The organism is Cognaticolwellia beringensis, assembly GCF_002076895.1.
In the GTDB taxonomy this organism is placed as follows: domain Bacteria; phylum Pseudomonadota; class Gammaproteobacteria; order Enterobacterales; family Alteromonadaceae; genus Cognaticolwellia; species Cognaticolwellia beringensis.
Genome location: NZ_CP020465.1, coordinates 367,057 through 393,084, shown reverse-complemented (window position 1 = coordinate 393,084; position 26,028 = coordinate 367,057). Strand labels below are relative to the sequence as shown.

Here is a 26,028-nt window from a genome sequence, read left to right as displayed (position 1 = left end):
TTAACTTACCACGCTAGGAATACTACCAATCAGGCGAATGGAATAATCCATTAATTTTTGCACCAACCAATGACCGCCCATAATTAAGGAGAGCAAAGTAACAATTAAACGGGGTAAAAAACTTAACGTTTGTTCATTTATCGATGTTGCCGCTTGGAATACCGCCACAATCAAACCAACAATTAAGCTGGGTACAATAACGGCACTTACCAGTATAATGACCAGAAGCAACGCATCTCGCAAAATATCAACAAATACCTCAGGACCCATTACGTAGCTCCCATACCATAACTCGTGGCCAATGTGCCTATCACTAAATTCCAACCGTCGATCAGCACAAACAACATTAACTTAAACGGTAACGAGACTATCATCGGTGATAACATCATCATCCCCATAGCCATTAATATACTCGCCACCACTAAATCTATAATCAAAAATGGAATAAATAGCATAAATCCGATTTGAAATGCCGTTTTTAATTCACTAATAACAAAGGCTGGAATAATGACTGTCATCGGTAAATCAGTGGGTTGATCCACTTGGTCAATACCGGCCATTTGCGCCAACGTATCTAGGTCTTTAATACGAGTTTGCTCTAGCATAAAGGCGCGTAAAGGCACTTTAGCTTTATTAATTGCCTCAACCGACGTTAGTTGCTCTTGTAGATAAGGCTGAATCGCGCGTTCATTAATTTCGTTATAAACTGGCGTCATAATAAATAACGTCATGAACAAGGTAATGCCGATAATAACTTGGTTCGACGGTGTTTGTTGTAAACCAAACGCTTGTCGTAGAATCGCCATTACCACGACAATGCGGGTGAAAGAGGTCATCATTATAACCGCTGCTGGTATAAAGCTCAGCGCGGTCATAAAAATTAATATTTGTAAGGTAACTGAGTATTCTTGTGAGCCATCAGGATTAGTGGTCAAGGTTAACGCTGAGAGTGAAAGATCATCAGCGGCAAAACTCGTATTGCTAATCAGTAAAAACGACAAAATCGTAAACAGCAAAGTTACGATTTTGTTTAACGATAATAATGATTTTTTATTTTTGTTTATCATAAGTTTTTATAGCTTTTTGTTTGAGTAATTTAGCTAACGATTGAGCGAAGTCGACACTGTTTTCTTTTGCACTTATCAAAGGTTCGTCGAGCGTTTCTAACAAGGTAATTTGTTGCGCGGTAACACCAAGTAAAAGTTGCTTTTCACCCGCTTGAACTACCACTAACTTTTCTTTAGCACCAAGATGTAAACTCGTGACTATTTTCAAACCATTAATACTATGACGCACACCTTGAAAGCGCTTTAATATCACTGCACTGATAACAATGACCGCAAGTACCATCAGCAATGACAAGATCATGCTCATGGCATCCATGTTGGCAGTAACATGCTTACCCACTTCAACAGGTAAATCTGCTTCTTCAACAGGAATAACCGTTGTTTCTAAAGGTGTAACCGCTTCTTCAACAGGGATAATCGTTTCTTCTACAGGTGCAATTGCTTTCGCAATAATCCCCCCTGAAGTAACATCACTAACCACTTCTTCAGCATAACTACATGCGAAAAAGGCTAACCAAATAAAGCCTACTGACCATATTTTTTTCATAAGTGGCTATTTTAACTTTTTAATTCGTTCAACTTGGCTGATAACATCCGTTAAACGAATACCAAATTTATCGTTAACGACGACTACTTCACCGTGAGCGATCAAGGTTCCGTTAACCAACACATCAAGGGCTTCTCCGGCAACACGGTCCAGTTCAACAACCGAGCCTTGATTAAGCTGTAACAAATTACGAATACTGATATGACTACGTCCTACTTCCATAGAAATAGTAACGGGTATGTCTAAAATAGCATCTAGCTTATGCTTTTCTTCACCTGAGATGGAATCACTATCTTCTTGTAAATCTTCTAATTCGACAGTTTCAGCAGCTTCAGACGCGGCTTGTTCATCCATGGCTTCATCCCATTGACTTAAATCGTCTTCGTTTTCTGTGCTCATGTTGTTTTTTCCTTAATTTTCTTCGAGTAACGTCAAAATAACCACGCTATTCATTTATTATTGCCTATTATGTTGCTATGCGATTTTTACACCACATTTAATAAATTTTGTTTTATAAACTCTGCTTTAAAAACTTTGCTTTATAAATACTATTAAAGGTCATCTTCTAATAAGTGCAGTTCAGAGTCATTGTCTAAGCGTTTACCACCCTTAGTTAAGATGGTCAGTTCAGATTTTACTGACTCTGGACGTTTAATTTTTGATTCTATTTTCAGCGCTAAATTATCACGACTTCGACCAAGTTTGGCCCTAAATGACGGCAAGTTTTCCACTAACACGGTGATATGGTCTGGCATTTCAATAGGAATAATATCACCCGCTTTAAAATCCATAATTTTTTGTAATGACAGTTTTACTTCTATGAATTTAGTCGATAATTCAACTGGAACATCCATAATTTCATCACGCAAAGCCTTCGACCAGCGCATATCGGTATCTTCTTTATCACTTTGTACACCGGCATCGAGCAATTCACGAATAGGCTCTAACATTGCGTACGGTAATGCAACATGAAAGTCGCCACCACCTCCATCTAGTTCGATATGGAAAGAGCTAATGACCACCACTTCTGTTGGGCTAACAATGTTTGCCATCGAAGGGTTAACTTCTGAGTCAAGATATTCAAATGAAACATCCATCACCGGAGACCATGCTTCTTTGTAATCTTCAAAGATAATTTTTAGCAACATCTGCACGATACGACGTTCTGTAGGGGTAAATTCACGGCCCTCTATTTTCGCATGATACCGACCATCACCACCAAAAAAGTTATCGACTAAGATAAAAACGAGTCGCGCTTCCATGGTGATTAATGCGGTACCTTTTAAAGGGCGAAAACGCACCATATTTAAACTGGTAGGCACAAATAAAGTATGCACGTATTCTCCAAACTTAATCATTTGGATACCGTTAATAGAAACCTCTGCCGAGCGTCGCATCATATTAAATAAACTAATACGCATGTGGCGAGCAAACCGTTCGTTGACCATTTCCAGCGTTGGCATACGGCCACGCACAATGCGATCTTGTGAAGAAAAATCGTAATCAGACGTTCCTCCCTCTACTTGGGAATAGTCCTCTTCAATATCTTCTTCTTCAACATCATCTACACCATGTAAAAGTGCATCAATTTCCTCTTGAGATAATAAATCACTCACTCGATAGTCTCTTTATCTTGTTAATGTAGTTACACTGTTTACAAACTATATCTATTGAATTAATTACTTAACGTATTTTCTGCTTTGGGGCTTACTGCCAGCGTTTTACTGCATAACAAAGCCAGTAAATAATACCTTCTCGATAATTTCACTGCTCTCGACTTCGGTCATTATTTTTTGTACTTCCACTAAAGCCGTTTGCTTTAATGATGTTTTTCCAGCACTGGTGGCTAAGTCATCAGCGTTTGAACGCGAAAACACCCCCAGTAATGCACTTTCAATTAAAGGTACATGCTTTTTGGCTGCTTCTTCATTATCTGAACCTCGCACCAGTAGTTGCACTCGAATTTCAACAAAGCGGTCACGTGCGTTGCCTGGAACATTGAAGCGAAAAGGTCTTGGCATTGGGACATATAAAGCCGAGCCAATCTCTGCACTTTCAGCTGATGATCCTGCAGTTTGTCCTTCCGAATCAGCACTTAACTCGCTATCAGCACTTAATTGTGATGTTTCATCTTCACCACCGAGCATAAAAAATGCAGCACCGCCGCCTGCAGCAGCTAATATCACCACAATAGCGATAATAATAATCAGCTTCTTTTTCTTTCCTGAATTATCCAGCTCAAGTTCTTTTTCGTCAGCCATGTTCCCTACCTTTGCAGATTTTTTAAAGCACTTGTTAAACTATATCGTTGAATAGCTGCTAATCCAAAGAGTTTATCAAGTATTGTGAGTGTATTAATGAATTAAGCATAGTAATCGACACCTGTTGATGAAGCTTTAACCACATTGTGCATTGAGTTGTCATTTGCACTGACATTATCTTCAGTCGATTCGCCGTTTTTGCCATTATTGTCATGTTGTTCAAAGTCATTTCCATTTTGCTCTTTCGCTTGGCGCTGTTCGATATTTGCGTCTCCAACATCGACGCCACTTTCAGCCAACATATCGCGAAGTTTACCCATGTTTTGCTCTAAAGCCTCTTTTGCTTGCTGGTTTTGCACAACAAACTGCACGGCTGCTTGTTCATTCTGTAGATTCACTCGCACATGAATATTACCCATCTCTGGTGGATCAAGCTGAATGTCCACTTGTTGGATTTTTTGATTGATCATCACCATCACTTTATCTTTGACTGCATCGGCAAAGTCTTTACGGTAAATGGCAATTGTTTCCGTATTCATCGCCGTGATAGATTTTTGTGTTTGTACGGTAGTCGTCGTTAAATGGTTTATTGTACTTTCAAAATTTTGCGCTTGCTGTGCAGCTAATTCTGCAGAACTTGCCATAGGTTTAGTTGCCATAGCATCTAGAGTTTGATTGAAAGCTGAGGTGATTTTGTCAACTTGTGGCGCTAGTTTATCGCTCTCAGCTTTAGATAACTTTTCATCACCCTTAACACTGGCGAGTTTATCAACCGCTTCATTTTCCGCAGGTTTTTGATTAACATCAACTTTAGACTCTGCAGTTGACGCGCTGATTACAGCTGCCGTACTCTGATTAATCGTGCGCGTTTGAGCTGGCTCGTTATCAATAGCACGTTTAAAATCAGCCACATTTGCTTGTTTTAACTCCGCTGTTTGCACTTTCGCTTCATGGCTTTCGCTAGCGATGATACCTTTATGAGCCGTATTTTGCTCTGCGATTAATTCTGGTGCGGCTACTTTTTTAGCCTGTACTGAATCTAATACGCTATCTTTGTCCGCGGTACTACTTTGCAATTCTCGATTGCTAGTTTCTTGCCTAGTTTCTTGCCTAGTGACTAGCGTTGCATCTTGATTTTTATTTATAGCGCTAGTGGCTTCTTGGGCTAAGGCTTGAGTGCGGGCTTGCTCTGCAATTAAGTCGACGTCGTTAACTATCCCTTGCTTGCTCGCTAAAGTGTTTGCATTTTCTGCACTTGATGTTATCTGCTTAGCATTCGATGTAACAATAGTCTCAGTCACACTCTCGGTAGAACTTTTAACTGTATTGTTTGCGACCTTTTCGACTAAATTACCCGCGGTATTCGCAGCGGCAGTTTGACTGCCTGCAAGTAGTTGAGCTTGTTGAGAGACATTAGCTTTAGCTAACACTTGTACTTGCTCACCTTTCATGCTTTTTACTAGGTCGTTTTGCTCTGCAGTCAACTTTTTAGGCTGTTCTGATAGCGCTACATTTTTATTGTTGGCCAATAATGCCTCATCGACTGGCGCTGTATGTTTACCCTGCTGTTCAATACGGGTATTTTCTACTGCAGATTTTGTCAATAACTGCTGTGATCCTTGCAACATTTTTAATAAATCAACAGCATCATCTTTTTCGACATTACTCACGGTGTTATTCACCGTTTGAGTTTGAGAGCCGATATATAAATTTGACTGATTATTGGGTGCTTTAGGGTCGCCATTAAAGGCTCCTCCAGCTTTTTCAATCACTCTGATTTTTGCTTCTGATGGTGACACAGGAAGAGGAACAGGAAGCGTATGTTCTGAATCTTTTGACTTGTTGCTAGTAATTAGTTGTTCACCATTTGCAGCTACCGTTATAGGTACAATAAATCCATCACTCTCTTTTGGTGAGGTGACTAAAGATTTATCATCTATTGGCAAGGGCAGTGTATCTACATCATCGTTAACCGTTTTATCTGTTGCTAATGGTGACTCATTATCAATAGGAAAAGGCATAGATGAATTTTGACTATTTTCGTTTTTAGCGGATAAAGACTCATCATTGGCCGGTAAAGGTAAAGTATGAGCGTCATCGGCTTGATTTTCCTTAACCTGTTTTAATGCACCGTCTTTACTTATAGATTGTTGCTGCTGGTCTGCCGCTTTAGACGTAAGATTGCCGCCTTGTTTATTTTTATTATCCGATTCAGCAACGGTTTTACTTGGATAATGTTGCTCCATAGCATCAGAAAACGACTGGGTTTTCGCTTGATTTTTTATTGATGCATCACCTTTAGCACCCTGTTTATCAGGGGTTTGGCCAACATCAGCAGACAAAAAATTTACTTGAGACATAACAAACCTTTCTTAAATATGGACTTAAGCGCAATTTAATACATTATTTATATTGTTAATTAAGCAAAATTCATTCCAAAACTTGTTTATACGGGAGTGATTTACTGAAAAAAATTAGCCGCTATTGAATACTATTCGCGACTGATAGGGGGAGTTTAACGTTGGCGTCGAAGAAATTGTTGAGTGGCTATTTCATCAAACATTTTTTGTTCTTGTTTGTTGGCTGTTAGTTGTAGAGCGGCAAGTTTTTTATCCCTTAACAATTCTACCGCTTGTATTTTTCGTCTTTGCTCTAACCACTGTTTTTTACGGGTTTCAACTAGAGCTTTAGCTTGGTGAACCGCAATTTTAACTTGCTGGGCAGCGTTATCTAGTTTCGCGATAAAAGCATGGAAATGGCTATATGTTGCGCTATCAATGCCTTCTAATGAACGCTGATTTAACCGGCGCATATATTCCAGGCGATAGTCACTGACATTTTTAAAACGGTCTTTATTTTGCTGATAGTCAAATTCCGCCGCTTGTAATGCTTGCGACGCTTTTTGCTCTTTATCGAGCTCAAATTTATATAAGGTGTTCAACTGTTTCATGGCTTTAATTCCTTATTAATATTTGTGCTGTTTGATATTTATGCAGTGTGATCATTGTGCTGGCTGATTTTGTTGAGCGTGTGCTTGTGCTGCTGCTAATACTTCCTGCAACTGGGTTAAGCTTTGATCGTATGGGATAATTTCGAGCATTTTTTGTTGTAAGAAAAATTGAATAACCGGTTGTAGGTCAATCGCTTGATCTATTCTTGGATCAGTACCTCTGCTATAAGCACCAATGGATATTAAATCTTTGTTCTCTTGATATAAGGCATAAACTTGACGCAATTGCCTAGCAAGCTGCTGATGCTCTTCGCTGGTTACCATTGGCATAACACGACTGATAGAGCCTTCAATATCTACCGCAGGATAATGCCCCGCATCAGCTAATTTTCGAGACAAGACAATATGACCATCTAGAATGGCACGAGCAGCATCTGCAATGGGGTCTTGCAAGTCATCACCTTCGGTTAATACGGTAAAAAATGCACTAATTGAACCTTGACCATCGCCGCCATTACCTGCACGTTCTACAAGCTGAGGTAATTTAGAAAAAACTGAAGGCGGATAGCCTTTAGTTGCGGGAGGCTCACCTACCGCTAAGGCAATTTCACGTTGCGCCTGTGCATATCGTGTAAGGGAATCTATCAACAGTAAAACATTTAAGCCTTGGTCGCGAAAGTATTCACTGATTTGCACTGCGGTTTCACAGCCTTTAAGGCGCATTAATGGCGAGTTGTCGGCAGGTGCTGCGATTACAACAGAGCGTGCTCGACCTTCTTCACCTAAAATTTCTTCAATAAACTCTTTAACTTCTCGCCCACGCTCGCCAATTAACCCCACGACGATAACATCGGCGGTTGTGCCCCTTGTCATCATACCTAAAAGCACACTTTTACCGACACCTGAACCGGCAAATAAGCCCATTCGTTGCCCTACGCCAACGGTAAGAAAACTATTAATTGACCGAACGCCAACATCGAGTGGTTCTGTAATAGCGCGCCTTGACAATGGGTTAATGGGTTTACTGTTATATTGATAGTTATCAGAGGCTTTTATTGGGCCTTTACCATCGAGTGGCTTACCGACGCCGTCAATAACTCGGCCGAGCAAATCCATAGATAAGGGTAATCGTGCTTTCGTAGATAATGGAACGACACGGGCGCCAGGCAATACACCTTGCAAGCTCTGCTCTGGCATTAAAAAGGTAATGTCTTGTGAGAAACCTACAATTTCTGCAATAAGATCGCCCTGTGATGTTTCAACCAAACATTGGCTACCAACTGGCGCTTTAACACCCACCGCTTCTAACGTTAAACCAACCACTCGAACTAAACGCCCTGCAACAGACACACTATGCGGGTGAATAAGCTTTTCACAGTCTTTTAAACGTTCGGTTATGCGATTTATATCAACCATAGATGTTTTGCGCTTTTTAATTAATTTACGGCTAAATGGGCTTTGGTATTATGTTTATTATGCCTATGTTGCGCGTAAAGGGTAAAGTGTTAGTTGGATTTCAGTTGGTTAACTTGACGGCATAAATGCCGACCTAAAAATTAAAGTAACGCTTATTAGAGTAACGCTTATTGATGTAAAGCTTCTTGTAAAAACGATTCCAACACTTCGTTTAAGCGCGATTTAACGCTCAAATCAATATTGGAAGTGCTGTTTTCAATTTGACAACTACCAGGGCTTAATTGCGGAGCTGCAAGTAAACGCCAGCCTTGTTCTTGAATATGTGTCGCACCAAATTGTTGTTCTACTAACTTAATGTCTTGTGGATTCAATAAAATTTGTGTTTGAGGCTCTTGTCCCGGTAATGCTTTAATCCCTTCGGCAATCGCCGATAATAAAATATCTGGGTTAGTTTTCGCTTCATGCTTGGTTACCGCTTGGGTTAATTGCACCACAAGCTGTAATAATTGCGCTTCTACATTCTTTTCCACATTAAGCAAAGGCTGATGTAATTGCTCTAACAGCGTTTGCATAGCCGCAATTTGTTGCTCGCTGGTTTCTTTACCTTCAGCTAGTCCTTGTGTCACACCTTCTTCATGTCCTGAGGTAAGCCCTTCTTGATGGCCACTGGCTTTACCTTCTTCAAAACCTTTAGCAAACCCTTCCTCTTTACCTTGAGTAAAGCCTTCATCAAATGCTGCTTGACGAATTTCTTCAATATCTTGCGCTGTTAATGGTACAGGCTCAGAAACTTCAGTTTCCTCCGGCGGTTCATAACGCCAATTACGTGATTTTCCTAACGCATTGGTTTTACCATCGTCTTGAGCAGTATCTGGTTGTACATTGGGCACTGACCAAGTATCAACTTTTTCATTTTTTATTGATGCTGTCGTTTCGCTGTCTGGCTCAGAATGCGGTGCCATTATTTAAAACTCGCTAACTTTTGATTATAAGAATTCATCGCCACCACCACCACCGCCAAGCATAATTTCACCTGAGTCAGATAAGCGACGAGCAACAGCCAAAATTTCTTTCTGTGCGGCTTCAACTTCACTGATGCGAACGGGTCCCATCGCTTCAAGGTCATCGGCTAACATTTCTGCTGCACGTTTAGACATATTAGCCATAATTTTTTCTCTTAAGGCTTCGTCAGCACCTTTTATCGCTTTCATTAGCGCGTCTTGCTGAACTTCTCTTAAGATGGCTTGAATACCTCTGTCGTCAACGTCGGCAAGATTTTCAAAGACAAACATTAAGTCTTGTATTTGTTGACTCATTTCTTCGTCATGTTCGCGAATTGAATCCATCAACATACCTTCAACATTTGTGTCTAAGTAGTTCATGATATCTGCTGCTGCTTTCAAGCCGCCCATTTTCGCTGCTTGTGCACCTGCTTGACCCGCAAACTGTTTCTCCATAATCTCGTTTAATTCTTGTAATGCCGCCGGCTGAACTTCTTCTAAATTGGCGATACGCATCATAAGATCTAAGCGAACTTTATCAGCGAACTGTGTCATTATCTCTGCCGACTGTTCAGGGTCTAAATAAGATAAAACAATGGTCTGTATTTGAGGATGCTCATTACGAATAATGTTCGCTACCTGCTTGGAGTCCATCCATTTCAAGGAATCAAGTCCCTTAGCACCACCGCCCATAACAATTTGGTCGATGAGGTTACCGGCTTTATCTTCGCCTAATGCTGCGGTTAATGCTTTACGCACAAACTCTTCACTTTGGAAGCCAATAGTAGAGAAATTTTGAATTTCGTTGATAAACAACTTATGCACAGCCGTGATTTTTTGTTGAGTAAAATCTTCCATACCGGCCATGATCATACCCACTTTTTGCACTTGCTTAGGCTCTAAGTGTTTTAGTATTTGTGCCGCATCTTCTTCTGAAAGACTCAACAATAAGATCGCAGCTTTTTCACCACCATCAAGTTTATTGACGTCAAATCCAGACGGCTGTTGTGCTGCTAGTTCTTGATTTTCATCACTCATCTTCGTTCAACCAACTTTTAACTACTTGCGATGATAATTCTGGCTCATTTGCCACTAATGCACGTACGGCTTTTAATACATCTTCATCGCGGTGTAAATCAGGTAATTGTAAACTACCGTCTGGTGCGAAGCCAACTGCGCCAGCATCAAATTCTGATGTTAGCATATCCATGGTCTCATCACCCAAATCAATATGACTATCAAGCGACTTGTCACCGTAGTCACTCGGGGTTTGTTCCGGATGAATTAAGCGTTTTAACATCGGACGTACTACAGCAAAAAACAGTATAGAAATTAAGATCACCGCGCCAATCAATTTGGCATATTTATAAATGGTAGGATCTTTCCATAAGGGTACGGCTTCCACTGCTATCACTTCTGCACGAGAAAACGGTAAAGTAACGACGTCTAATGAGTCACCTCGTTGTAAATTAAAGCCAATACTGCCTTGCAATAAACGGCGAATATTAGCCATTTCTTGCACAGAGCGTGGTGTTGGCATAGGTTCGCCTTCAGCATTAACACCGGGTAGGTAATCCAAGGCAACCGAAACACTAATACGATGAATAACGCCAGTTTGTTGCTTTGTATAACTAATGGCTTCGTCGAGCTCATAGTTACGCGTTGACTCTGTATGTTTTCGGCCCGGCATACTGCGTTGTTGAGCATTACCGGTCGCATCTTCTGGAATATTGCTATCAAGCGGTGGTTGATTAGTTAACGCGCCTGGAATGCCACCCAGTAATCCGCCAATGGTATTATCTTCAACTTTCATCTCGCTGCGCAAAGCGGGTAAATCTGAATTATATCGGCGTTGAGTTTCTTCGGTATTAGTAAAATCCATCGCGACGTCAACTTGTGCGGTAAAGTTACCTAGTCCGACGACTGGAATTAAAATCGAATCGATTTTATTCATATATTCAGCTTCGCGCTTTTGTTCAATTTCAAATTCTTTACGTGAACGTGAAGAAACTGAATCTTGTGAGCCAGAATTTAATAATCGGCCGTTTTGATCGGTCACCGTTACACGATTGGGATTAAGACTTTGTACCGCTGATGCGACAATATCAACAACGGCGTCAACTTCTTCTTCAGACAATAAACGACCACGCTGCAAGGTTAGCACGACAGTTGCCGATGGGTTTTTCTCACGTTTAGCAAAAACGTTTTCACGTGGAATAGCTAATAATACACGAGCGCGTGAAATAGATTTTAGTTCTTCAATCGTACGAGCGAGTTGTTGCTCTCGGGAATGCTTTAAGCGCTCACTTTCCAAACGTTGACTGACACCAAAACCCATGTCTTGCATAAGAATTTCGCTACCTTGCGAAGGAGCATCAGTTAAGCCTTCACGAGCAAGCATTAATTTAACGTTTTGGTATTCATCACTTTCAACAGATATAGTGTTGTTTTCTTGACGGTATTCCACTTTATTACTGTCAAGAAAGTCCATAGTTTTAATCAGTTGCTCGGTCGGCAATTTGGTTAAAAAACGATACTCTGGCTGGTTAGCTAACATGATGACAAAAATGGCAATTGCAAAACAAATAGCTAGCGCAATAACTATCGTCATTTGACGCAGAAAATCAACATTACCCATGGCTCCCGCTAAACCCGACTTCTGTTCACCAACGGCATCATCTGCTCCGTCGCCAGCGACTAAATCGTTGTTTCCATCGGCTAACATTAAATTTGTATTGTCTGTTGTATCGGCCACTTATTTATCTCCGCGTAAATATCGCTTTATTCTTATCAACTGAGAACCTAAACCGGCATACTCATAATTTCTTTGTAAGCTTCAACAAACTTATTTCTAATCTGAACGGTTGCATCAAAAGCAATACCAGCTTTAGAGCCTGCAATCATAGTATCGGCCAAGGTAACACTGCGATCACCCATTTCAAACGCTGTACGTTTTGCACCAACATCTTGTTGTAGTTCATTAACATTATTTATTGCATCTTTTAACAAGCTACCAAAGTCACCACCCGCTTTACTGACTGGAGGCGTGCCCATGCCATTTTCTTCACCTATAGGAAGTCGATTCCCCATAGCTTCCATCGACATGCTTTGCATTTGGGCGTATAAAGAATTAGTTTTAATATCCATGGCTATCTCGCTTGCGTCAATTTCTTGTTACTTACTATTACCTATGGTTAAAGCAAGCATAGTGCCAAGCTAATAAATATTAATAAACGCCGCCATACTTTCAGTTTAAAATATAAAATAAATCACATAAAATCAAATAGAAAGCAACAAAGTACAAACAAAAAAAACGACGTGAATAACGTCGTTTTTTATAGTTTAAATCAATTTTCAATGATTTAAATTGGAATTTGTATACCACTATCTCGCATTCGAGCAATTTTATAACGTAAGGTGCGTGGACTGATCCCTAGACGCTCAGCCACATCTTTGCGACTGCCTCGACAAGCATGCAAGGTATCTAATATTATTTGATGTTCTTGCAATTTAAGTTCACTGCCTAGTTTGTCAGCTTTGGCTGAGTCAACTGACTCACTTTTTACCTGAGGCGTTTCGAAATTATCAATTAATAAATCATTCGCATCGATACAACGATCGCTTTGTAGAATTAACGCTCGCTGAATAACGTTATCTAATTCACGCACATTACCAGGCCAGTCGTAAGCCAATAATTTACTGCGCGCAGCAACGGTGAATTCAGGAATAACATTGCCATCTTTTTGACAAATGCGCGAAATTAGATGTGTAGCCAGTGGCAGAATATCATCTCGACGTTCATTAAGTGGCAACCACGTTAATGGGAATACATTGAGACGATAGTATAAATCTTCTCTAAAAATGCCTTCTTGTACAGCATCTTTTAGATCGCGGTTACTAGTAGCAATGACCCTAACATCTAAGTTAATCGTTTTACGTCCACCGATGCGTTCTACTTCTCGTTCTTGTAGCACCCGCAGAATTTTTGCTTGTAAACCTAAATCCATTTCGGTAATTTCATCAAGTAAAATGGTACCGCCTTGTGCTTGTTCAAACTTACCTGGGCTGGCTTGAATTGCGCCCGTAAAGGCACCTTTTTCATAACCAAATAAAGTTGCTTCAAGCATATTTTCAGGAATAGCTGCACAATTAATAGCGACAAAAGGCGCTTGGCTTCGTGGCGAGTAATTGTGAATATATTGAGCTAGCACTTCTTTACCTGAGCCACTTGGCCCTAAAACCATCACAGAAGCTTCAGTATTGGCCACTTTTTTGGCTAGTTTAAGTAACTCAAGACTTTGAGCGTCTGCCACGACGGGATCACAACCGTCATTTGCTTGTAGTGGAACATACTGACTCACCATATTTAATAACACTTCTGGCGCAAAAGGTTTCGCCATATAATTACAGGCACCGTCGCGCATAGCTTGTACAGCGTCATCAATGGTGCCGTACGCTGTCATGATCAATACCGGTAGTTTTGGATAATTACTACGAATACTTTTTAACAACGATAGTCCAGACATACCACCCATTTGTACATCGCTAACCACTAAGTCGACAGCATGCGATTTGAGTTTTATCAGCGCGTCTTCGCCTGAGTCTACTGCTAAACATTGATAGCCAGCTAACAGTAAAGTATCAACGAGTGCTTCTCTAAGTCCTGCATCGTCTTCAACAACCATAATTTTACTTGTGCTCATTGCTAAGCTCCTTAGACAAAGATGCGTCATTTTCAGTAATTTCTGTGTTCGAATTCTCTCCCACCAGAAGCGGTATTTTTATGCAAAAATGTGCCCCTTCACCTGGTTGGCTTATCAAGCTAACTTCACCTTGGTGGGCATTAGTGACTGATTTAACTACCGCTAGGCCAAGACCTGTGCCTTGACTTCTTGATGTATAAAAAGGTTCGAATATTTTATCGGCTAGCTCTGCACTTATGCCTGGGCCATTGTCACGGACACTAATATAGGCATAGTTACTTTGGCAATAGGCACTAATATCAATAACAGCATCGGCTTTAATCACCGATAAACTATTGTGGATTAAGTTATGAATTGCGCCAGTTAACGCACTTACATTGCCCAAGATTTCACAGTCTTGCTCGCAAAAGTATAAATTAACGTTTGCACCCGCTTGATTAACTTGCGGTTCAATCGCTTGTTTTGCTTGTTCAATAAGCTGATTAACATTCACGGATTCAACCACCGCTTTATTGCCACTTTTTGCAAATAACAGCATGTCGTTAACTTGTTGCTCAAGGTCATGCAAACGTAGCATTAATTTATCTTGGAAATTTATTCGCGCATCGTCGTTAAGCTTTTTGTTACGAAGATTTGCGCCATATAACATCGCAGCAGACAATGGTGTACGAATTTGATGCGCTAATTTAGACACCATACGTCCTAAAGACGATAGTCGCTGTAATTGGCCTAACTTATCTTGTAAAAGTCGAGTTTCAGTTAAGTCAGTGATCATGATCAACTGTCCTGGCTGACCACCTAACGTAGTAATTTCTAGTTTGACACGACGGCCATCTTTTAAAGAAACCTCATGCCAGTCATCTGCTCTGGGTTTAAATGAACGTTTGATCACATCAAACCATGGCTGACCTAAAATAGGTTCATCAAGCAAGTGTTGTGCGGTGTCATTCATTTTCACCACAATACCGTTGCCATCGAGCATGATCATCCCAGTTGGCATGACATCAATAACATGCTGCAGTTGTTTATTTTGTTGGCGTAAAAACGCCAATTCACCCGCGTAATTTTCGCTTTCTAATCGATTTGGTTGATCGCGTTTTAAATTAACCTCATCAAAAGAAGTTAATACACGATTCAGCACAGGGTTGGCTGAAGAAGAGTTGGTCGATGTCGAATAGGCAAGTGCCATAATAATTTCACCCGAGTAAAGAAGTACACTCAAGCAAAGCATGAATTATGCCAACCAATTAAAGCTATATTATTCAGTAGTTAAAGTTAATTATTTCGACTAATAGTTCGTCGTCAATAAAATGGCTGAAGCAAAATAAAACAAAAATAAGCTTAACAAAATGCGAATTTACGTGTTGCTGTCATTTTATTAAAAAAGGGAGGTTTATTGTTCTCAACATGATTTAAGTGTCGTGTTGAGAACACTGTAGATCGGCATTAGTCGCGCGACTACTTAATCAGCACTTAATCAGCACTTAATGCGGTAGGTTAATAGCCACTGAAATGTAATTTTTATATTGATACGGTTAAATTTCATTTAACTTGATGGGCTAAAGCCTGAGGAATCCCCACAAGTTTAAGAAGTAAGCGCTTGATATCTGGTAAAATGTTAATCACCACAAAAAACAAATATACCAAATACAAGCGCTATGCCTTCATTATCAGACTTATTCACCTTTGATTCAAACACTTTAGATCCTAGAATTACAAAATCTCTTTTTACTGCTGCTGATAGTCTCATCAATGGTGCGGCATTGACCTTAACCTCGATGGGAAGACACGCTGCTAGCTTGCAGGGTAAATCAGAAAAACACGCGATAAAACGTATCGATAGACTGCTTGGGAGTCAGCCTTTATATCAGAATAGGCAGTCATTTTACCAGGACATTGCACGGCTGTTTATTACGACACCCCACCCACTTATTCATGTGGACTGGTCCACCGTCTACAACTATAACTTCGTCATGCTCAGAGCCGCCATTTCTATTGGAGGACGTGCAGTTACGATCTATGAGGAAGTTCATCCTGAAAGTAAACACACGAACCACCAAGTACACTTGAACTTCATTGCTAATTTAAAAAAGATATTACCTGAAGATATTCAGCCTATTATATGCACGGATGCGGGCTTTAAAATCCCGTGGTTTAAAGCGATCGAGGCTCAGCAATGGTACTGGCTTGCAAGGACAAGAGGCACTGTAAAATGCCAACGTCAAGGTGAAAGCGATTGGCATTATGTGAGCAAATGTCACCATCTTGCGCTCTCTATAGCAAGTGAGCTCAAAGGCGTAATCTTATCAAAGGCTCATCAATTTGTTTGTCGTGGTGTCTTATTCAAAGGACGAAAGATGTATCGCCATAAGCTTAATCGAAAGGGCGTAACCACAAAATGTAAAACCAATATAAAGAGTTCAAAGTCAGCTAAAGAGCCTTGGTTCTTAGTATCTAATTTACCTAGAAATACATTTAAACCGCAGCATTTAGTGAATATGTATAAACGAAGAATGGCCATTGAAGAATCCTTTAGAGACTGTAAAAATGAATACTATGGCTTAGGCTTGTCTCGTAGTTTAAGCCGTTCAGTAGAAAGGCTGCAGGTTATTTTACTGTTAAGTATGATGGTTCAATTTTATCTATATTGTGTAGGCAAGGCAGCGGAATCAGCAGGCTATCATCGGCAATTCCAAGCAAACTCGGTGAAAACTAAGCGTGTGCTATCTTATGGGTATTTAGCGCTAAGGATCCTACAACATAAGCGGTATTATATATCGGATAAGATGATAATCAGTGCAATGAAGGCACTGATTCATGAAAGTTTATATTGAGAAACTTGTGGGGATCTCTCAGGCTAAAGCCCAACCTACAAAACCAGCAAGCTCCACAGTAGAATTTGATGTATGTTTTGTAGGTCGGCATTTATGCCGTCGTTTTAGGTGGGTTAATGTTGTCATGTGCCTTGATGGACTAAAGTCCAACCTACATAGGGCTGGCGGGTGACATACTGTATTGGCAACTATTTTGTAGGTCGGACTTCAATCCGTCAACCGTGTAGCTAACGATTAATATTAGGCGTTAACCAATACCTACAGTGAAATATTATCTTTTAAATCAATATTTATACTAATAATATTAAATTATATTTTGCCTGATGGACTAAAGTTCAACCTACATAGGGCTGGCGGGTGACATACAGTATTGGCAAGTATTTTGTAGGTCGGACTTCAGTCCGTCAACCGTGTAGCTAACGATTAATATTAGGCGTTAACCAATACCTACAGTGAAATATTATCTTTTAAATCAATATTTATACTAATAATATTAAATTATATTTTGCCTGATGGACTAAAGTTCAACCTACATAGGGCTGACGGGTGACATACAGTATTGGCAACTATTTTGTAGGTCGGACTTCAGTCCGTCAGTCGTGAGCTGGACGATTATATTATAGTTTGTACCCTTGAGCTTATTAGCTTACTTTTTGGAGATTATATTTACGCATTTTTTCCACTAACGTGGTTCGGCGCATATCTAAAAGCTCAGCAGAACGTGCAACAACCCATTCATTTTTATCTAATGCTTGCTTGATCAATGAAATTTCTAGCTCAGCTAAATACTCTTTTAAGTTCAAGCCGTCGTTTGGAAGGACATCGACTGTTTTTCCATTTACTGCGGTCGTATCTTCAGTATTTGTTTCGTCTGTATCATCGTCTTCGTCGTCATAATCAAAACCAGAGAAAAGTTCGTTAATCGCTTCACGCTCTTGCAGTTCTTCAGGATATTCCGGTTGATAGTCATCTACGTCTAGGTGGCGGTACTTCAATGGTAGTTGCCCAACATTAACCACTTGTTCACCATACATAATAATCATGCGCTCAATTAAATTAGACAGTTCTCGCACATTACCAGCCCAAGGGTGTTCTTTAAGCGACTCAATGGCCTTATCAGTAAAGCGTACCGATTGTCCTTGTTCGGCTGAAAATCTTGAAATAAGCTCTTTCAGCAAGAGCGGAATATCTTCTTTTCGCTCTCTAAGTGAAGGAGTTTCAATAGGAAAAACATTTAATCGATAATAAAGATCTTCACGAAAATGGTTAGTTTTAATCATATCTTCTAAGTGCTGATGCGTTGCCGCAACAATGCGTACATCAGCTTTTAAGCTTTTAGCACCGCCCACACGTTCAAATGTTCGCTCTTGTAATACACGTAATAATTTTACTTGCATGGGTTGTGGCATATCACCAATTTCATCAAGAAATAGCGTGCCACCTTCCGCCATTTCAAAGCGGCCTTTTCGTGTAGAAATAGCACCAGTAAAAGCGCCTTTTTCGTGACCAAACAATTCACTTTCTAGCAACTCAGCAGGAATAGCACCACAGTTAACTGGTACAAAGGGCCCTTTGCTTCTGTCGGATAGATCATGAATATTTCGTGCAACAACTTCTTTACCAGTACCTGATTCACCTAATATAAGTACATTAGCCGAGGTACAAGCAACTTGTTCAATTAAAAACCGTACTTGCTGCATAGGCTCGCTCGTACCCACTAAAGAGCGAAATAATGAACTAGGACTACTTGCGCTACGTTTTGACGGCAGGTTATTGTGATATTGATGACTATGATGCACTAGCTCTGTTAATTGCGCATAATTTAGCGGTGTAGTTAATTCACCAATAACATTGACGTAACCATTAAGCTGCTTTTTATCAATAACGTCGTGATAGATAAATGGGTATTTTGGGTTTGATTTAATAACATTTTGTAACTTTGGGGAAATGTCACCGCATAAAATAATATTAAGAATATTAGGGATGGCAGTTAAATGTTTATCAATTTCATCTTCCGGAAAAACATGAAAATGTTCACCCACAAAGGCTAAAACGGTTTCTATTTGATGGCGTCTTGCAGCGTCGTTATCGACGACTAGAATATGTTTTTGCCCTTGCATATTATGCCCTTGCATTTTTGTCACTGTATTTTCTGTTATTGCTTTGTCATTACTGCGTTATTGCTACTTAACTGCTACTTAACTGCGAATCGCAATGACAAATCATTTATTATTATACCTTTTCTCTATTATTAACTTGCTGTTGCGATTAATCAACAATAAATTGACGCTCCCATGTCATTTTATTGTCAGTTAAAGCAATAATAAAACCTGCCGATATATAAGAAGCATAGAAAAATGGCTTACCCACGAGAAATATCACACCAACAAGCCAATTGTTAACGCTTTAATCTATGTCAAAAATTTAGCAATGCGCTTTAAATAATATATATCTGAGTAAAGTTGGTATTTAGACAGGTAGATAATTCTTTATATTTCAGCAAAATACTGATAATTATTACAGTTAGTTCAAAAGTGGCATGAAATAAGCTTACCAATATCCACTATGCTTGCATTAAAGCTAAATTAAATTTTAATAGGAAGATCCCATGTTAATTATCAACGGTACTGCTGAGCTAATGAGCAACAGCAACAGTTTTAATAAAGGTGACAGATACGAGTTCAATATGTTCTCATTAAATATGCCGCTTGAAGATCAGCTTGCACAAATAGAAGACTACTTAGTCACTCGTGGTTGGGATAATATTGAAGTTATCAATAATGGCGTTGTTGAAGACCCAAGCCATATTGAGCACGAAGTGTTGGCCGCAGCCTACAAAAAAGCTAAAAGTGAAGGGTTTGCTGTTACAATCAATAACAAACCTTTAATGTAATTTATAGCACTCAATTTTTAAATTTAGTGTATTTTAGTATAATAACGTTATTGTATTAAAACTGGAGATATCTATGACTCACGCGTCATTAAAAAAATATCAACAAGTTAACAAGAGTGCAGCTCAAGAAGCTTCACCTTATCAGTTGGTTGCGATGTTATTTCAAAAGTTGCTTGATAACATTGCCACAGCAAAAGGCGCGATTACACAAAAAAATTACGCCAAAAAAGGTACTGAGTTATCAAATGCTATCGCTATTATTGGTGTTTTAGAAGCATCACTTGATTTTGAGCAAGGTGGTGAAATATCCAATAACTTAGCGTCTATCTATGCTTTTTGCTCACAAGAATTACTAGCAGCCAGCGCAAGTAATGATATTGATAAACTCAACGAAGTCGCACAAGTATTAATTCCTATCAAGTCAGGCTGGAGTGATATTCCGCTTGAAAGTCAAGACAAGGTCAGCTTCTAGTGGCCTTAAGCGCTATTGAAATTATAGACAATGTGATCGACGTATCTGAAATGTTGTTAAAGCTTTTAGATGCGTTAAATACAGAACGTGAAAGGCAGGTAGCTGAGTCAGCCGAGCAAGATGATAAAAGCTCAGCCAACACAACCAAGCTGCTAAAATTAATGGTGATTAGAGAAGATAAAATTCACCAACTATTTGAAGGCTTCAGCAGCGAAGAATTGCAAATACATCATACAAAGCTCCTAGCTATATCGGCACTCGACAACCAACTTGTCGAAAAAGTAAACCGTACTCAAAATTCAGCAAAGTCTAAAATCTTAACATTAAAGAAAAATAGAAAAGCTATTAATCTTTACCAAAAACTGTAAGTTATTCAACAAACCCTACGGTTAATAACACTTAACACTGACCATCTTCCAATTGTTTGCTTTTTTCTGTTAAATACTAAGATTAAATAAGCAGAGCTGAATATCAATTATTATTACGTCGCCATAAAACGTAGCCATAAAAAAAGCCGTATAAACTTTACAGTTAAAACGACTTTTTGCTGTTTAGAAAATAATTTTTAAATTACTTAAAGTAATACTCTATCGATAATTAGCTAGAGTCTCTAACCACACCTGGCATATTATCAAGCTGTTGCTGTAAATAACTACTAGTAGAATTCAAGTTAGATACTAATAAATCCATGGCGTTATATTGTGAAAACAAGCGAGCTTCTAAAGAGTCTATGCGCCGACTAAAAGCTAGGCGTTCGTCATCAAGTTTGGATAATTGATCATTTTTGCTATCAATTCGTCCCTCAATCAAACCGCCTGACTTGGTATAATACTCAGTTAAGGTTTGGAATGATGCGGCAAAACCAGGTTCATCATCACTACCGACGAAAAAGTTTTGTATGCCATCAACACTCAGTGCTATTTGCTCGTCTAAATCTTCAACATCGAGTTCTAATTTACCATAGCGGTCTGCACGAACACCTAATTGATTCAAGGTTAAGCTGTTATTAGCTGTACTTGAAAATGAACTGGTCATTTCTTGGCGAATTTTCCCCATCACACCACGTAACAATGAATCGCCAGCCAGTGGGCCAACGCCACTTTCACTAGACTGTCCAAGTTGCGTAACAAGATCGACCAATTCGTTATAACTTTTCACAAATCCCGATATTCCAGACTTAATATTACTATTATTTTCAGTAACACTTGCGGTGCTTATATCGTCATCAACATCATGCACTTTTTTTGCTGTAATGGTAATACCATCAATAGCATTTTCAAATTCATTAGTGCTATTGGTGATCACTAACGTGCCGTCAATTGTGATTTTTGCATCTTGTGCTTCACGCACTTGTGTTAAATTTGGCGCATAGGTCGGTGATGCGGTATCGGCATCATAAGCTAAACGTGATAGTCCAACTTTGTCTGTATTGTCGGGGCCAAAAAGATCACCTACCTCGACGGCTTCTTCAACCGTAACCTTTATTGCATTTTCAAGGCCGGTTTCTTTACTCGTTAATACTAAGTGTTGACCGTTATCATCAGTGATAATGGTCGCCGTCATCGTTGTGTTATCTTGGCTGTCATTAATTGAATCACGAATATCACTCAGTGTGGCAGTACTTGATACATTGATATCAAAACTTTCACTGCCTGACGATAACGTCATTGTACCCTCACCAGCAGCCTCGCTACTGTCAAAGGCATCTGAAACGAGTTTATGGGCACTAGCGGTTTGATTTACTTCAACAGAGTAACTACCAACTTCTGCACTTTTCGTGCTGGTTAATGAAACAAAATCATCTGTTCCACTAATGTTTCGTTGTTGGTACTTATCGGCACTGCTTAAAGCTTCTATTGATTCAGCAACACTTTCCAGCGCACCTTTTAAGGCGCCGACAGCAGAAATATCGGTTGTTATTGCTGCTTGTCGACTATTTAAGCGACTTTCAAACGGCGCACGTTCAGCGCCAACAATCGCATCAACGATTTCAGAAATCTGAAGTCCAGAGCCTATACCTGTAAATGCAATATCAACCATAATTTCACCAATACTTGTTGTGGTAATTTCTCGTTAGCAGTATAACCGAATAACTAACACTCATTAACTTAAGTTTTAAACGCGGTTATATTTCTGTGTCTATCAGGCTACCCGTGACATTCGATAACTTAGAAATCATGGTTAACACTTCTTCTGACGGATACTGTTTAACTAACTCACCTGTGCCTTTATCAAGCACTTTAATAACATCGCGACCAGAGTCTTTATCAACTAAAAACTCTAAGCTTCGATTCATTTCACCCATAAAATCTTGCAATTGCTGCGCCACTTTCTCTAACTGATCGGGTGTCATTGCAATAGCTTTACTCGCTTCTTCGACATTTGCTTTATTTTCTACAGCGAGATTCTCTTTTTTTTCTAACGCATTTTTTGCTAGTTTTTCAATACTTTGTTCATTTAAAGTTGCTTGTTTAGCTTTGTCATTTGCTAACTCAACGCTTGTTGGCTTGATTGAATTAGCAGATATATTGACACTATTAGGTACATTCATCTTTGACTCCTTATCACCTTATCTAATGTCAATTTTTTAACGCTAATTTAAGGTGGTATAAACTCATTAACTATGAAAACACAAAAAGGAAGGAGACATATAGGCACCTTCCTTAACTTATGCAACTAACATATATGCTATGTTAGTGTCAGTTTTGGCCTAACCTAGTAAGCTTAATGCGGCTTGTGGCAATTGGTTAGATTGTGCCAAAATTGACGTACCTGCTTGTTGTAATATTTGGTTCTTAGTCATCACGGCTGTTTCAACTGCAAAATCAGTATCTTGTATACGGCTACGTGATGCAGAAACGTTTTCTGAGATGTTAGATAAGTTACTCAAAGTATGACTAAAACGGTTTTGCACGGCACCTAAATCAGCACGGTCACCATCAATAGAGGCAAGTGCAGCATCGATTACCGCTATCGCACTTTGTGAACTGCCTTGTGTTGACAAATCAACATCTGACACCTTGCTTAAAGACGAGTTAGTTGCTGTAGAAAAAGTTCCGCCACCAGCAACACTAAAACTACCGCTAGACGTAAGGTTTATTGATGAATCTTTAACTATACCACCAGCTTGTGCAGCGGTGCCATCTAGCGCAAGAGTGTTAGTAGCACCACCAACAATATGAATACCTGCAACACCTGATGCATTGAGTGTAAGTGTACCAGTACCTGAATCAACCGTTGCATCATAGCCAGACTTGCCTAAGTCTGATGCCAACGAAGTTAAACTACCATTGTAATCAGCTAAGTCATAAGTGTCAGTACCGACAGTCAAGGTACCTGTGTCAGCTGAAGTAAATGCGGTTAGCGCTGCCGTTACTGTTGTTTCCGCCTTAACGCCCGTAGTGAAACCATTGATAGCGTTAGTTAGGGCTTGAGCATCTGCACTGCCTGAAAGATCTTGTGCACCTGAGGTACCAAGATTACCTGATATATTAACAGCGCCAGCACCTGTAGCTCCATTAAACCCTGTTCCGGCTGTTGCACCAATGCCATATATTGTACCAGCATCAATTAAAGAATCTTGACCAATAGCGTCTGATGATATATCACCAAGAGAAAGCGAAATAGTTTCATTTGCATTTGAACCTACTTGGAAAGAACGAGTACCGAAATCACCATTAAGCAATTGTTGACCACCAAAAGCCGTAGTATCGGCGATACGAGTTAGCTCTTCTTGTAAAGCTGATACTTCTTTTTGTATCGCGCCTCTATCTTCACTTGAGTTAGAGCCGTTAGCTGATTGTAATGCTAATTCACGCATACGTTGTAGTATGTTGGTTGATTCTTGCATTGCACCTTCAGCAGTTTGTGCCATTGAAATGCCGTCGTTAGCATTACGTTGTGCAACACCTAAACCATTAATTTGTGATGTTAAACGGTTTGCAATTTGTAGACCCGCTGCATCATCTTTTGCGCTATTAATACGCATACCTGATGATAAACGTTGCATTGAAGTAGCTAAATTTTCACTTGATTTATTCAAGTTACGTTGAGCATTTAATGATGATGTATTTGTTATTACTGATAAAGCCATGATGAAACTCCTAAGTACAAAATAATATGTGGTTAATTTTAAACTTCGGAGCATTAATTTTATTGATTAGGCTCCGTGCTAATTACTTTAACGGCAGCCCATAAGATAACTTTAATGTTTTTATATAAAAAAACTAACTCACTAATAATTAAGAAAAATAAACGCCTTCCACTTGATTTTATAAGCTTAAAAACACGTTTAATTTAAAATAATTAATATATTTTGGGTATAACTAGGTATTAATAGACGATTACTTTAGAGATAGATGTAGAGATAGGAGGAAATATAAAAGCTCTCAAAATGCAGACAAAAAAAACCATCACTACAAGTGATGGTTGATATCTAAACATACGAGTTCGCTTTACTAGCCACCCAGTAGGCTCAATGCTGCCTGTGGCACTTGGTTAGCTTGGGCTAAAATTGAGGTCCCTGCTTGTTGCAATATTTGATTCTTCGTCATGTGTGCAGTTTCTACAGCAAAATCTGTGTCTTGAATTCGACTTCGTGATGCTGATACATTTTCCTGAATGTTAGCTAAGTTACTAATGGTATGACTAAAGCGGTTTTGTATCGCACCTAAACCCGCGCGACTTTCATCAATTGCGGCAAGTGCGGCATCAATAACAGTAATGGAATCTTGTGCCCCTGATTGTGTTTTTAAGTTTACATCCGACACTTTATCTAATGTAGAGTTACCTGCTGTGACAACTTCACCAGATGCTCCAACACTAAAGCTGTCACTGGCGGTTAGATTTATTTGTGCATCTACAACAGCACCAGCACCCTGAGCAGTCGCACCATTTAATGTGGCTGTATTAGTACCACCACCAACAATCATAACCCCCGCTACACCTGTTTCATTAATAACAATTGAATTAGACGTTGAGTTATACGTGGCATTAATACCAGACTTACCTAAATCGGCAGCTAATTCAGAAGAACTACCACTGTATTGGGCTAAATCAAAAGTCTTAGTTCCAACCGTTAATGTACCCGTATCTGCTGAGCTAAACGACGCTATTGTTGCGCTAACACTGGTTTCTGCTTTTATACCTGTAGCTGCGGTATTGATTAACTCAGCCGTTTCTTGCGCATTTTTTAACGATAGATCCACCGTGCTATTGCTTAGTGGTCCTGATAAAACTACCGCATTAGAGGCTGCTGTTGAAGCTGAAAATGCTAATCCTGCATTTACAACATTATCAAAAACGCTACCACCACCACTTACCGCATGTTCGCCAATAGCGTCTGAAGATATATTATTTAGCGAAAGCGAGATAGTTTCATTAGCATTTGCACCTACTTGGAAGGCTTTAGTACCAAAATTACCATCTAGTAGCTTTTGCCCACCAAAAGAAGTTGTCTCAGAAATACGCGTTAGCTCTGTTTGTAAGGCGGCGACTTCTTTTTGCAATGCAGCACGGTCTTCATCACTATTAGAACCGTTAGCCGATTGCAATGCTAGGTCACGCATACGTTGCAATATATTTGTAGACTCTTGCATCGCGCCTTCGGCAGTTTGCGCCATTGAAATACCGTCGTTGGCATTACGTTGAGCGACACCTAAACCATTAATTTGAGAGGTTAAGCGATTTGAAATTTGCAAACCTGCTGCGTCATCTTTGGCACTATTTATACGCATACCTGATGATAAACGTTGCATTGAAGTTGCTAACCCTTCACCAGATTTAGTCAAGTTACGTTGAGCATTCAATGATGCCATGTTAGTTACTACTGATAAGGCCATGATAGACTCCTAGTAATTAAATTATATTTAACATTGTTATGCGT

Annotated in this window: 24 protein-coding genes; 4 read left to right on the top strand and 20 right to left on the bottom strand. The window is 39.6% G+C overall.

What is annotated here, in order from left to right; translation table 11 throughout:
• The 15 genes from fliQ to B5D82_RS01590 all read right to left on the bottom strand — a co-directional run bounded on the left by fliQ (position 1) and on the right by B5D82_RS01590 (position 15,134).
• The gene (gene fliQ, locus B5D82_RS01660; protein ID WP_081148706.1) at positions 1 to 270 is read right to left on the bottom strand and encodes a flagellar biosynthesis protein FliQ; all 270 of its coding nucleotides are present in this window, start codon (positions 268 to 270) and stop codon (positions 1 to 3) included.
• Positions 270 to 1,067: a flagellar type III secretion system pore protein FliP gene (gene fliP, locus B5D82_RS01655; RefSeq protein WP_081148704.1), complete on the bottom strand. Its 798-nt coding sequence runs from the start codon at positions 1,065 to 1,067 to the stop codon at positions 270 to 272. The genes fliQ and fliP overlap by 1 nt, the downstream gene beginning before the upstream one ends.
• A complete protein-coding gene (gene fliO / locus B5D82_RS01650) occupies positions 1,051 to 1,614 on the bottom strand; it encodes a flagellar biosynthetic protein FliO (RefSeq protein ID WP_081148703.1) in 564 nt (187 codons plus the stop codon). The genes fliP and fliO overlap by 17 nt, the downstream gene beginning before the upstream one ends.
• A 6-nt stretch (positions 1,615 to 1,620) precedes the next feature.
• Positions 1,621 to 2,013, bottom strand: coding sequence for a flagellar motor switch protein FliN (fliN, locus tag B5D82_RS01645; RefSeq protein WP_081148701.1), 393 nt, complete (start codon positions 2,011 to 2,013; stop codon positions 1,621 to 1,623).
• Between the two features lie 152 nt (positions 2,014 to 2,165).
• Entirely contained in the window at positions 2,166 to 3,230 is a 1,065-nt protein-coding gene (gene fliM / locus B5D82_RS01640; protein WP_081148699.1) for a flagellar motor switch protein FliM, read from the bottom strand.
• A 105-nt stretch (positions 3,231 to 3,335) separates the two neighbouring features.
• The gene (gene fliL, locus B5D82_RS01635; protein WP_081148697.1) at positions 3,336 to 3,875 is read right to left on the bottom strand and encodes a flagellar basal body-associated protein FliL; all 540 of its coding nucleotides are present in this window, start codon (positions 3,873 to 3,875) and stop codon (positions 3,336 to 3,338) included.
• A 101-nt stretch (positions 3,876 to 3,976) separates the two neighbouring features.
• Positions 3,977 to 6,235 (bottom strand): flagellar hook-length control protein FliK, encoded by a 2,259-nt coding sequence (locus B5D82_RS01630; protein WP_081148695.1) that lies wholly within the window; start codon positions 6,233 to 6,235, stop codon positions 3,977 to 3,979.
• A 155-nt stretch (positions 6,236 to 6,390) separates the two neighbouring features.
• Entirely contained in the window at positions 6,391 to 6,825 is a 435-nt protein-coding gene (fliJ, locus tag B5D82_RS01625) for a flagellar export protein FliJ (protein WP_081148693.1), read from the bottom strand.
• A 51-nt stretch (positions 6,826 to 6,876) separates the two neighbouring features.
• Positions 6,877 to 8,241, bottom strand: coding sequence for a flagellar protein export ATPase FliI (gene fliI / locus B5D82_RS01620; protein WP_081148691.1), 1,365 nt, complete (start codon positions 8,239 to 8,241; stop codon positions 6,877 to 6,879).
• A 167-nt stretch (positions 8,242 to 8,408) separates the two neighbouring features.
• Positions 8,409 to 9,203, bottom strand: a complete 795-nt coding sequence (gene fliH, locus B5D82_RS01615; protein WP_081148689.1) for a flagellar assembly protein FliH — start codon at positions 9,201 to 9,203, stop codon at positions 8,409 to 8,411.
• A gap of 24 nt (positions 9,204 to 9,227) precedes the next feature.
• Positions 9,228 to 10,280: a flagellar motor switch protein FliG gene (fliG, locus tag B5D82_RS01610; protein WP_081148687.1), complete on the bottom strand. Its 1,053-nt coding sequence runs from the start codon at positions 10,278 to 10,280 to the stop codon at positions 9,228 to 9,230.
• Positions 10,273 to 11,997, bottom strand: coding sequence for a flagellar basal-body MS-ring/collar protein FliF (fliF, locus tag B5D82_RS01605; protein ID WP_081148685.1), 1,725 nt, complete (start codon positions 11,995 to 11,997; stop codon positions 10,273 to 10,275). Before fliF ends, fliG begins: the two co-directional genes overlap by 8 nt.
• Before the next feature lie 47 nt (positions 11,998 to 12,044).
• Positions 12,045 to 12,389 carry a flagellar hook-basal body complex protein FliE gene (gene fliE, locus B5D82_RS01600; RefSeq protein ID WP_081148684.1) on the bottom strand — a complete coding sequence of 115 codons (345 nt, stop codon included), beginning with the start codon at positions 12,387 to 12,389 and terminating at the stop codon, positions 12,045 to 12,047.
• Positions 12,390 to 12,604: 215 nt separating this feature from the next.
• Positions 12,605 to 13,945, bottom strand: coding sequence for a sigma-54-dependent transcriptional regulator (locus tag B5D82_RS01595; RefSeq protein ID WP_081148683.1), 1,341 nt, complete (start codon positions 13,943 to 13,945; stop codon positions 12,605 to 12,607).
• The gene (locus B5D82_RS01590; RefSeq protein ID WP_081154236.1) at positions 13,932 to 15,134 is read right to left on the bottom strand and encodes a sensor histidine kinase; all 1,203 of its coding nucleotides are present in this window, start codon (positions 15,132 to 15,134) and stop codon (positions 13,932 to 13,934) included. The genes B5D82_RS01595 and B5D82_RS01590 overlap by 14 nt, the downstream gene beginning before the upstream one ends.
• Positions 15,135 to 15,603: 469 nt before the next feature.
• Here B5D82_RS01590 and B5D82_RS01585 point away from each other — a divergent pair, with 469 nt between their 5' ends.
• Positions 15,604 to 16,779, top strand: coding sequence for an IS4 family transposase (locus tag B5D82_RS01585; RefSeq protein WP_081148330.1), 1,176 nt, complete (start codon positions 15,604 to 15,606; stop codon positions 16,777 to 16,779).
• Between the two features lie 641 nt (positions 16,780 to 17,420).
• On the opposite strand, the gene B5D82_RS01575 is transcribed toward B5D82_RS01585, so the two are convergent.
• Positions 17,421 to 18,914: a sigma-54 interaction domain-containing protein gene (locus B5D82_RS01575; protein ID WP_281255945.1), complete on the bottom strand. Its 1,494-nt coding sequence runs from the start codon at positions 18,912 to 18,914 to the stop codon at positions 17,421 to 17,423.
• 473 nt (positions 18,915 to 19,387) lie between these two features.
• On the opposite strand from B5D82_RS01575, the gene B5D82_RS01570 reads away from it, so the two are divergent.
• The 3 genes from B5D82_RS01570 to B5D82_RS01560 all read left to right on the top strand — a co-directional run bounded on the left by B5D82_RS01570 (position 19,388) and on the right by B5D82_RS01560 (position 20,512).
• Positions 19,388 to 19,672 (top strand): hypothetical protein, encoded by a 285-nt coding sequence (locus tag B5D82_RS01570; RefSeq protein ID WP_081148680.1) that lies wholly within the window; start codon positions 19,388 to 19,390, stop codon positions 19,670 to 19,672.
• 73 nt (positions 19,673 to 19,745) lie between these two features.
• Positions 19,746 to 20,144, top strand: coding sequence for a flagellar export chaperone FliS (fliS, locus tag B5D82_RS01565; RefSeq protein WP_081148678.1), 399 nt, complete (start codon positions 19,746 to 19,748; stop codon positions 20,142 to 20,144).
• Positions 20,144 to 20,512: a hypothetical protein gene (locus tag B5D82_RS01560; protein WP_081148675.1), complete on the top strand. Its 369-nt coding sequence runs from the start codon at positions 20,144 to 20,146 to the stop codon at positions 20,510 to 20,512. The genes fliS and B5D82_RS01560 overlap by 1 nt, the downstream gene beginning before the upstream one ends.
• Before the next feature lie 229 nt (positions 20,513 to 20,741).
• On the opposite strand, the gene fliD is transcribed toward B5D82_RS01560, so the two are convergent.
• From fliD to B5D82_RS20220, 4 genes are all read right to left on the bottom strand, one after another.
• Complete coding sequence (gene fliD, locus B5D82_RS01555; protein WP_081148674.1) at positions 20,742 to 22,184, bottom strand: flagellar filament capping protein FliD; 1,443 nt, start codon at positions 22,182 to 22,184, stop codon at positions 20,742 to 20,744.
• An 85-nt stretch (positions 22,185 to 22,269) separates the two neighbouring features.
• Positions 22,270 to 22,695: a flagellar protein FlaG gene (locus B5D82_RS01550; protein ID WP_081148672.1), complete on the bottom strand. Its 426-nt coding sequence runs from the start codon at positions 22,693 to 22,695 to the stop codon at positions 22,270 to 22,272.
• A gap of 159 nt (positions 22,696 to 22,854) precedes the next feature.
• On the bottom strand, positions 22,855 to 24,237 hold the full coding sequence (locus tag B5D82_RS01545) for a flagellin (protein WP_081148671.1): 1,383 nt from the start codon (positions 24,235 to 24,237) through the stop codon (positions 22,855 to 22,857).
• A 364-nt stretch (positions 24,238 to 24,601) separates the two neighbouring features.
• Positions 24,602 to 25,984 carry a flagellin gene (locus tag B5D82_RS20220; protein ID WP_081148669.1) on the bottom strand — a complete coding sequence of 461 codons (1,383 nt, stop codon included), beginning with the start codon at positions 25,982 to 25,984 and terminating at the stop codon, positions 24,602 to 24,604.
• Positions 25,985 to 26,028: the final 44 nt, after the last annotated feature.

What these genes read in the sequence shown, in the direction of transcription:
- fliQ (WP_081148706.1), bottom strand. Translation starts at nt 270, where the DNA reads ATGGGTCCTGAGGTATTTGTTGATATTTTGCGAGATGCGTTGCTTCTG.
- B5D82_RS01575 (WP_281255945.1), bottom strand. Translation starts at nt 18,914, where the DNA reads ATGCAAGGGCATAATATGCAAGGGCAAAAACATATTCTAGTCGTCGAT.
- B5D82_RS20220 (WP_081148669.1), bottom strand. Translation starts at nt 25,984, where the DNA reads ATGGCCTTATCAGTAGTAACTAACATGGCATCATTGAATGCTCAACGT.
- fliL (WP_081148697.1), bottom strand. Translation starts at nt 3,875, where the DNA reads ATGGCTGACGAAAAAGAACTTGAGCTGGATAATTCAGGAAAGAAAAAG.
- B5D82_RS01550 (WP_081148672.1), bottom strand. Translation starts at nt 22,695, where the DNA reads ATGAATGTACCTAATAGTGTCAATATATCTGCTAATTCAATCAAGCCA.
- B5D82_RS01570 (WP_081148680.1), top strand. Translation starts at nt 19,388, where the DNA reads ATGTTAATTATCAACGGTACTGCTGAGCTAATGAGCAACAGCAACAGT.
- fliH (WP_081148689.1), bottom strand. Translation starts at nt 9,203, where the DNA reads ATGGCACCGCATTCTGAGCCAGACAGCGAAACGACAGCATCAATAAAA.
- fliN (WP_081148701.1), bottom strand. Translation starts at nt 2,013, where the DNA reads ATGAGCACAGAAAACGAAGACGATTTAAGTCAATGGGATGAAGCCATG.
- fliJ (WP_081148693.1), bottom strand. Translation starts at nt 6,825, where the DNA reads ATGAAACAGTTGAACACCTTATATAAATTTGAGCTCGATAAAGAGCAA.
- B5D82_RS01545 (WP_081148671.1), bottom strand. Translation starts at nt 24,237, where the DNA reads ATGGCTTTATCAGTAATAACAAATACATCATCATTAAATGCTCAACGT.
- fliI (WP_081148691.1), bottom strand. Translation starts at nt 8,241, where the DNA reads ATGGTTGATATAAATCGCATAACCGAACGTTTAAAAGACTGTGAAAAG.
- B5D82_RS01595 (WP_081148683.1), bottom strand. Translation starts at nt 13,945, where the DNA reads ATGAGCACAAGTAAAATTATGGTTGTTGAAGACGATGCAGGACTTAGA.
- fliE (WP_081148684.1), bottom strand. Translation starts at nt 12,389, where the DNA reads ATGGATATTAAAACTAATTCTTTATACGCCCAAATGCAAAGCATGTCG.
- fliG (WP_081148687.1), bottom strand. Translation starts at nt 10,280, where the DNA reads ATGAGTGATGAAAATCAAGAACTAGCAGCACAACAGCCGTCTGGATTT.
- B5D82_RS01585 (WP_081148330.1), top strand. Translation starts at nt 15,604, where the DNA reads ATGCCTTCATTATCAGACTTATTCACCTTTGATTCAAACACTTTAGAT.
- B5D82_RS01590 (WP_081154236.1), bottom strand. Translation starts at nt 15,134, where the DNA reads ATGGCACTTGCCTATTCGACATCGACCAACTCTTCTTCAGCCAACCCT.
- fliP (WP_081148704.1), bottom strand. Translation starts at nt 1,067, where the DNA reads ATGATAAACAAAAATAAAAAATCATTATTATCGTTAAACAAAATCGTA.
- fliS (WP_081148678.1), top strand. Translation starts at nt 19,746, where the DNA reads ATGACTCACGCGTCATTAAAAAAATATCAACAAGTTAACAAGAGTGCA.
- fliO (WP_081148703.1), bottom strand. Translation starts at nt 1,614, where the DNA reads ATGAAAAAAATATGGTCAGTAGGCTTTATTTGGTTAGCCTTTTTCGCA.
- B5D82_RS01630 (WP_081148695.1), bottom strand. Translation starts at nt 6,235, where the DNA reads ATGTCTCAAGTAAATTTTTTGTCTGCTGATGTTGGCCAAACCCCTGAT.
- fliD (WP_081148674.1), bottom strand. Translation starts at nt 22,184, where the DNA reads ATGGTTGATATTGCATTTACAGGTATAGGCTCTGGACTTCAGATTTCT.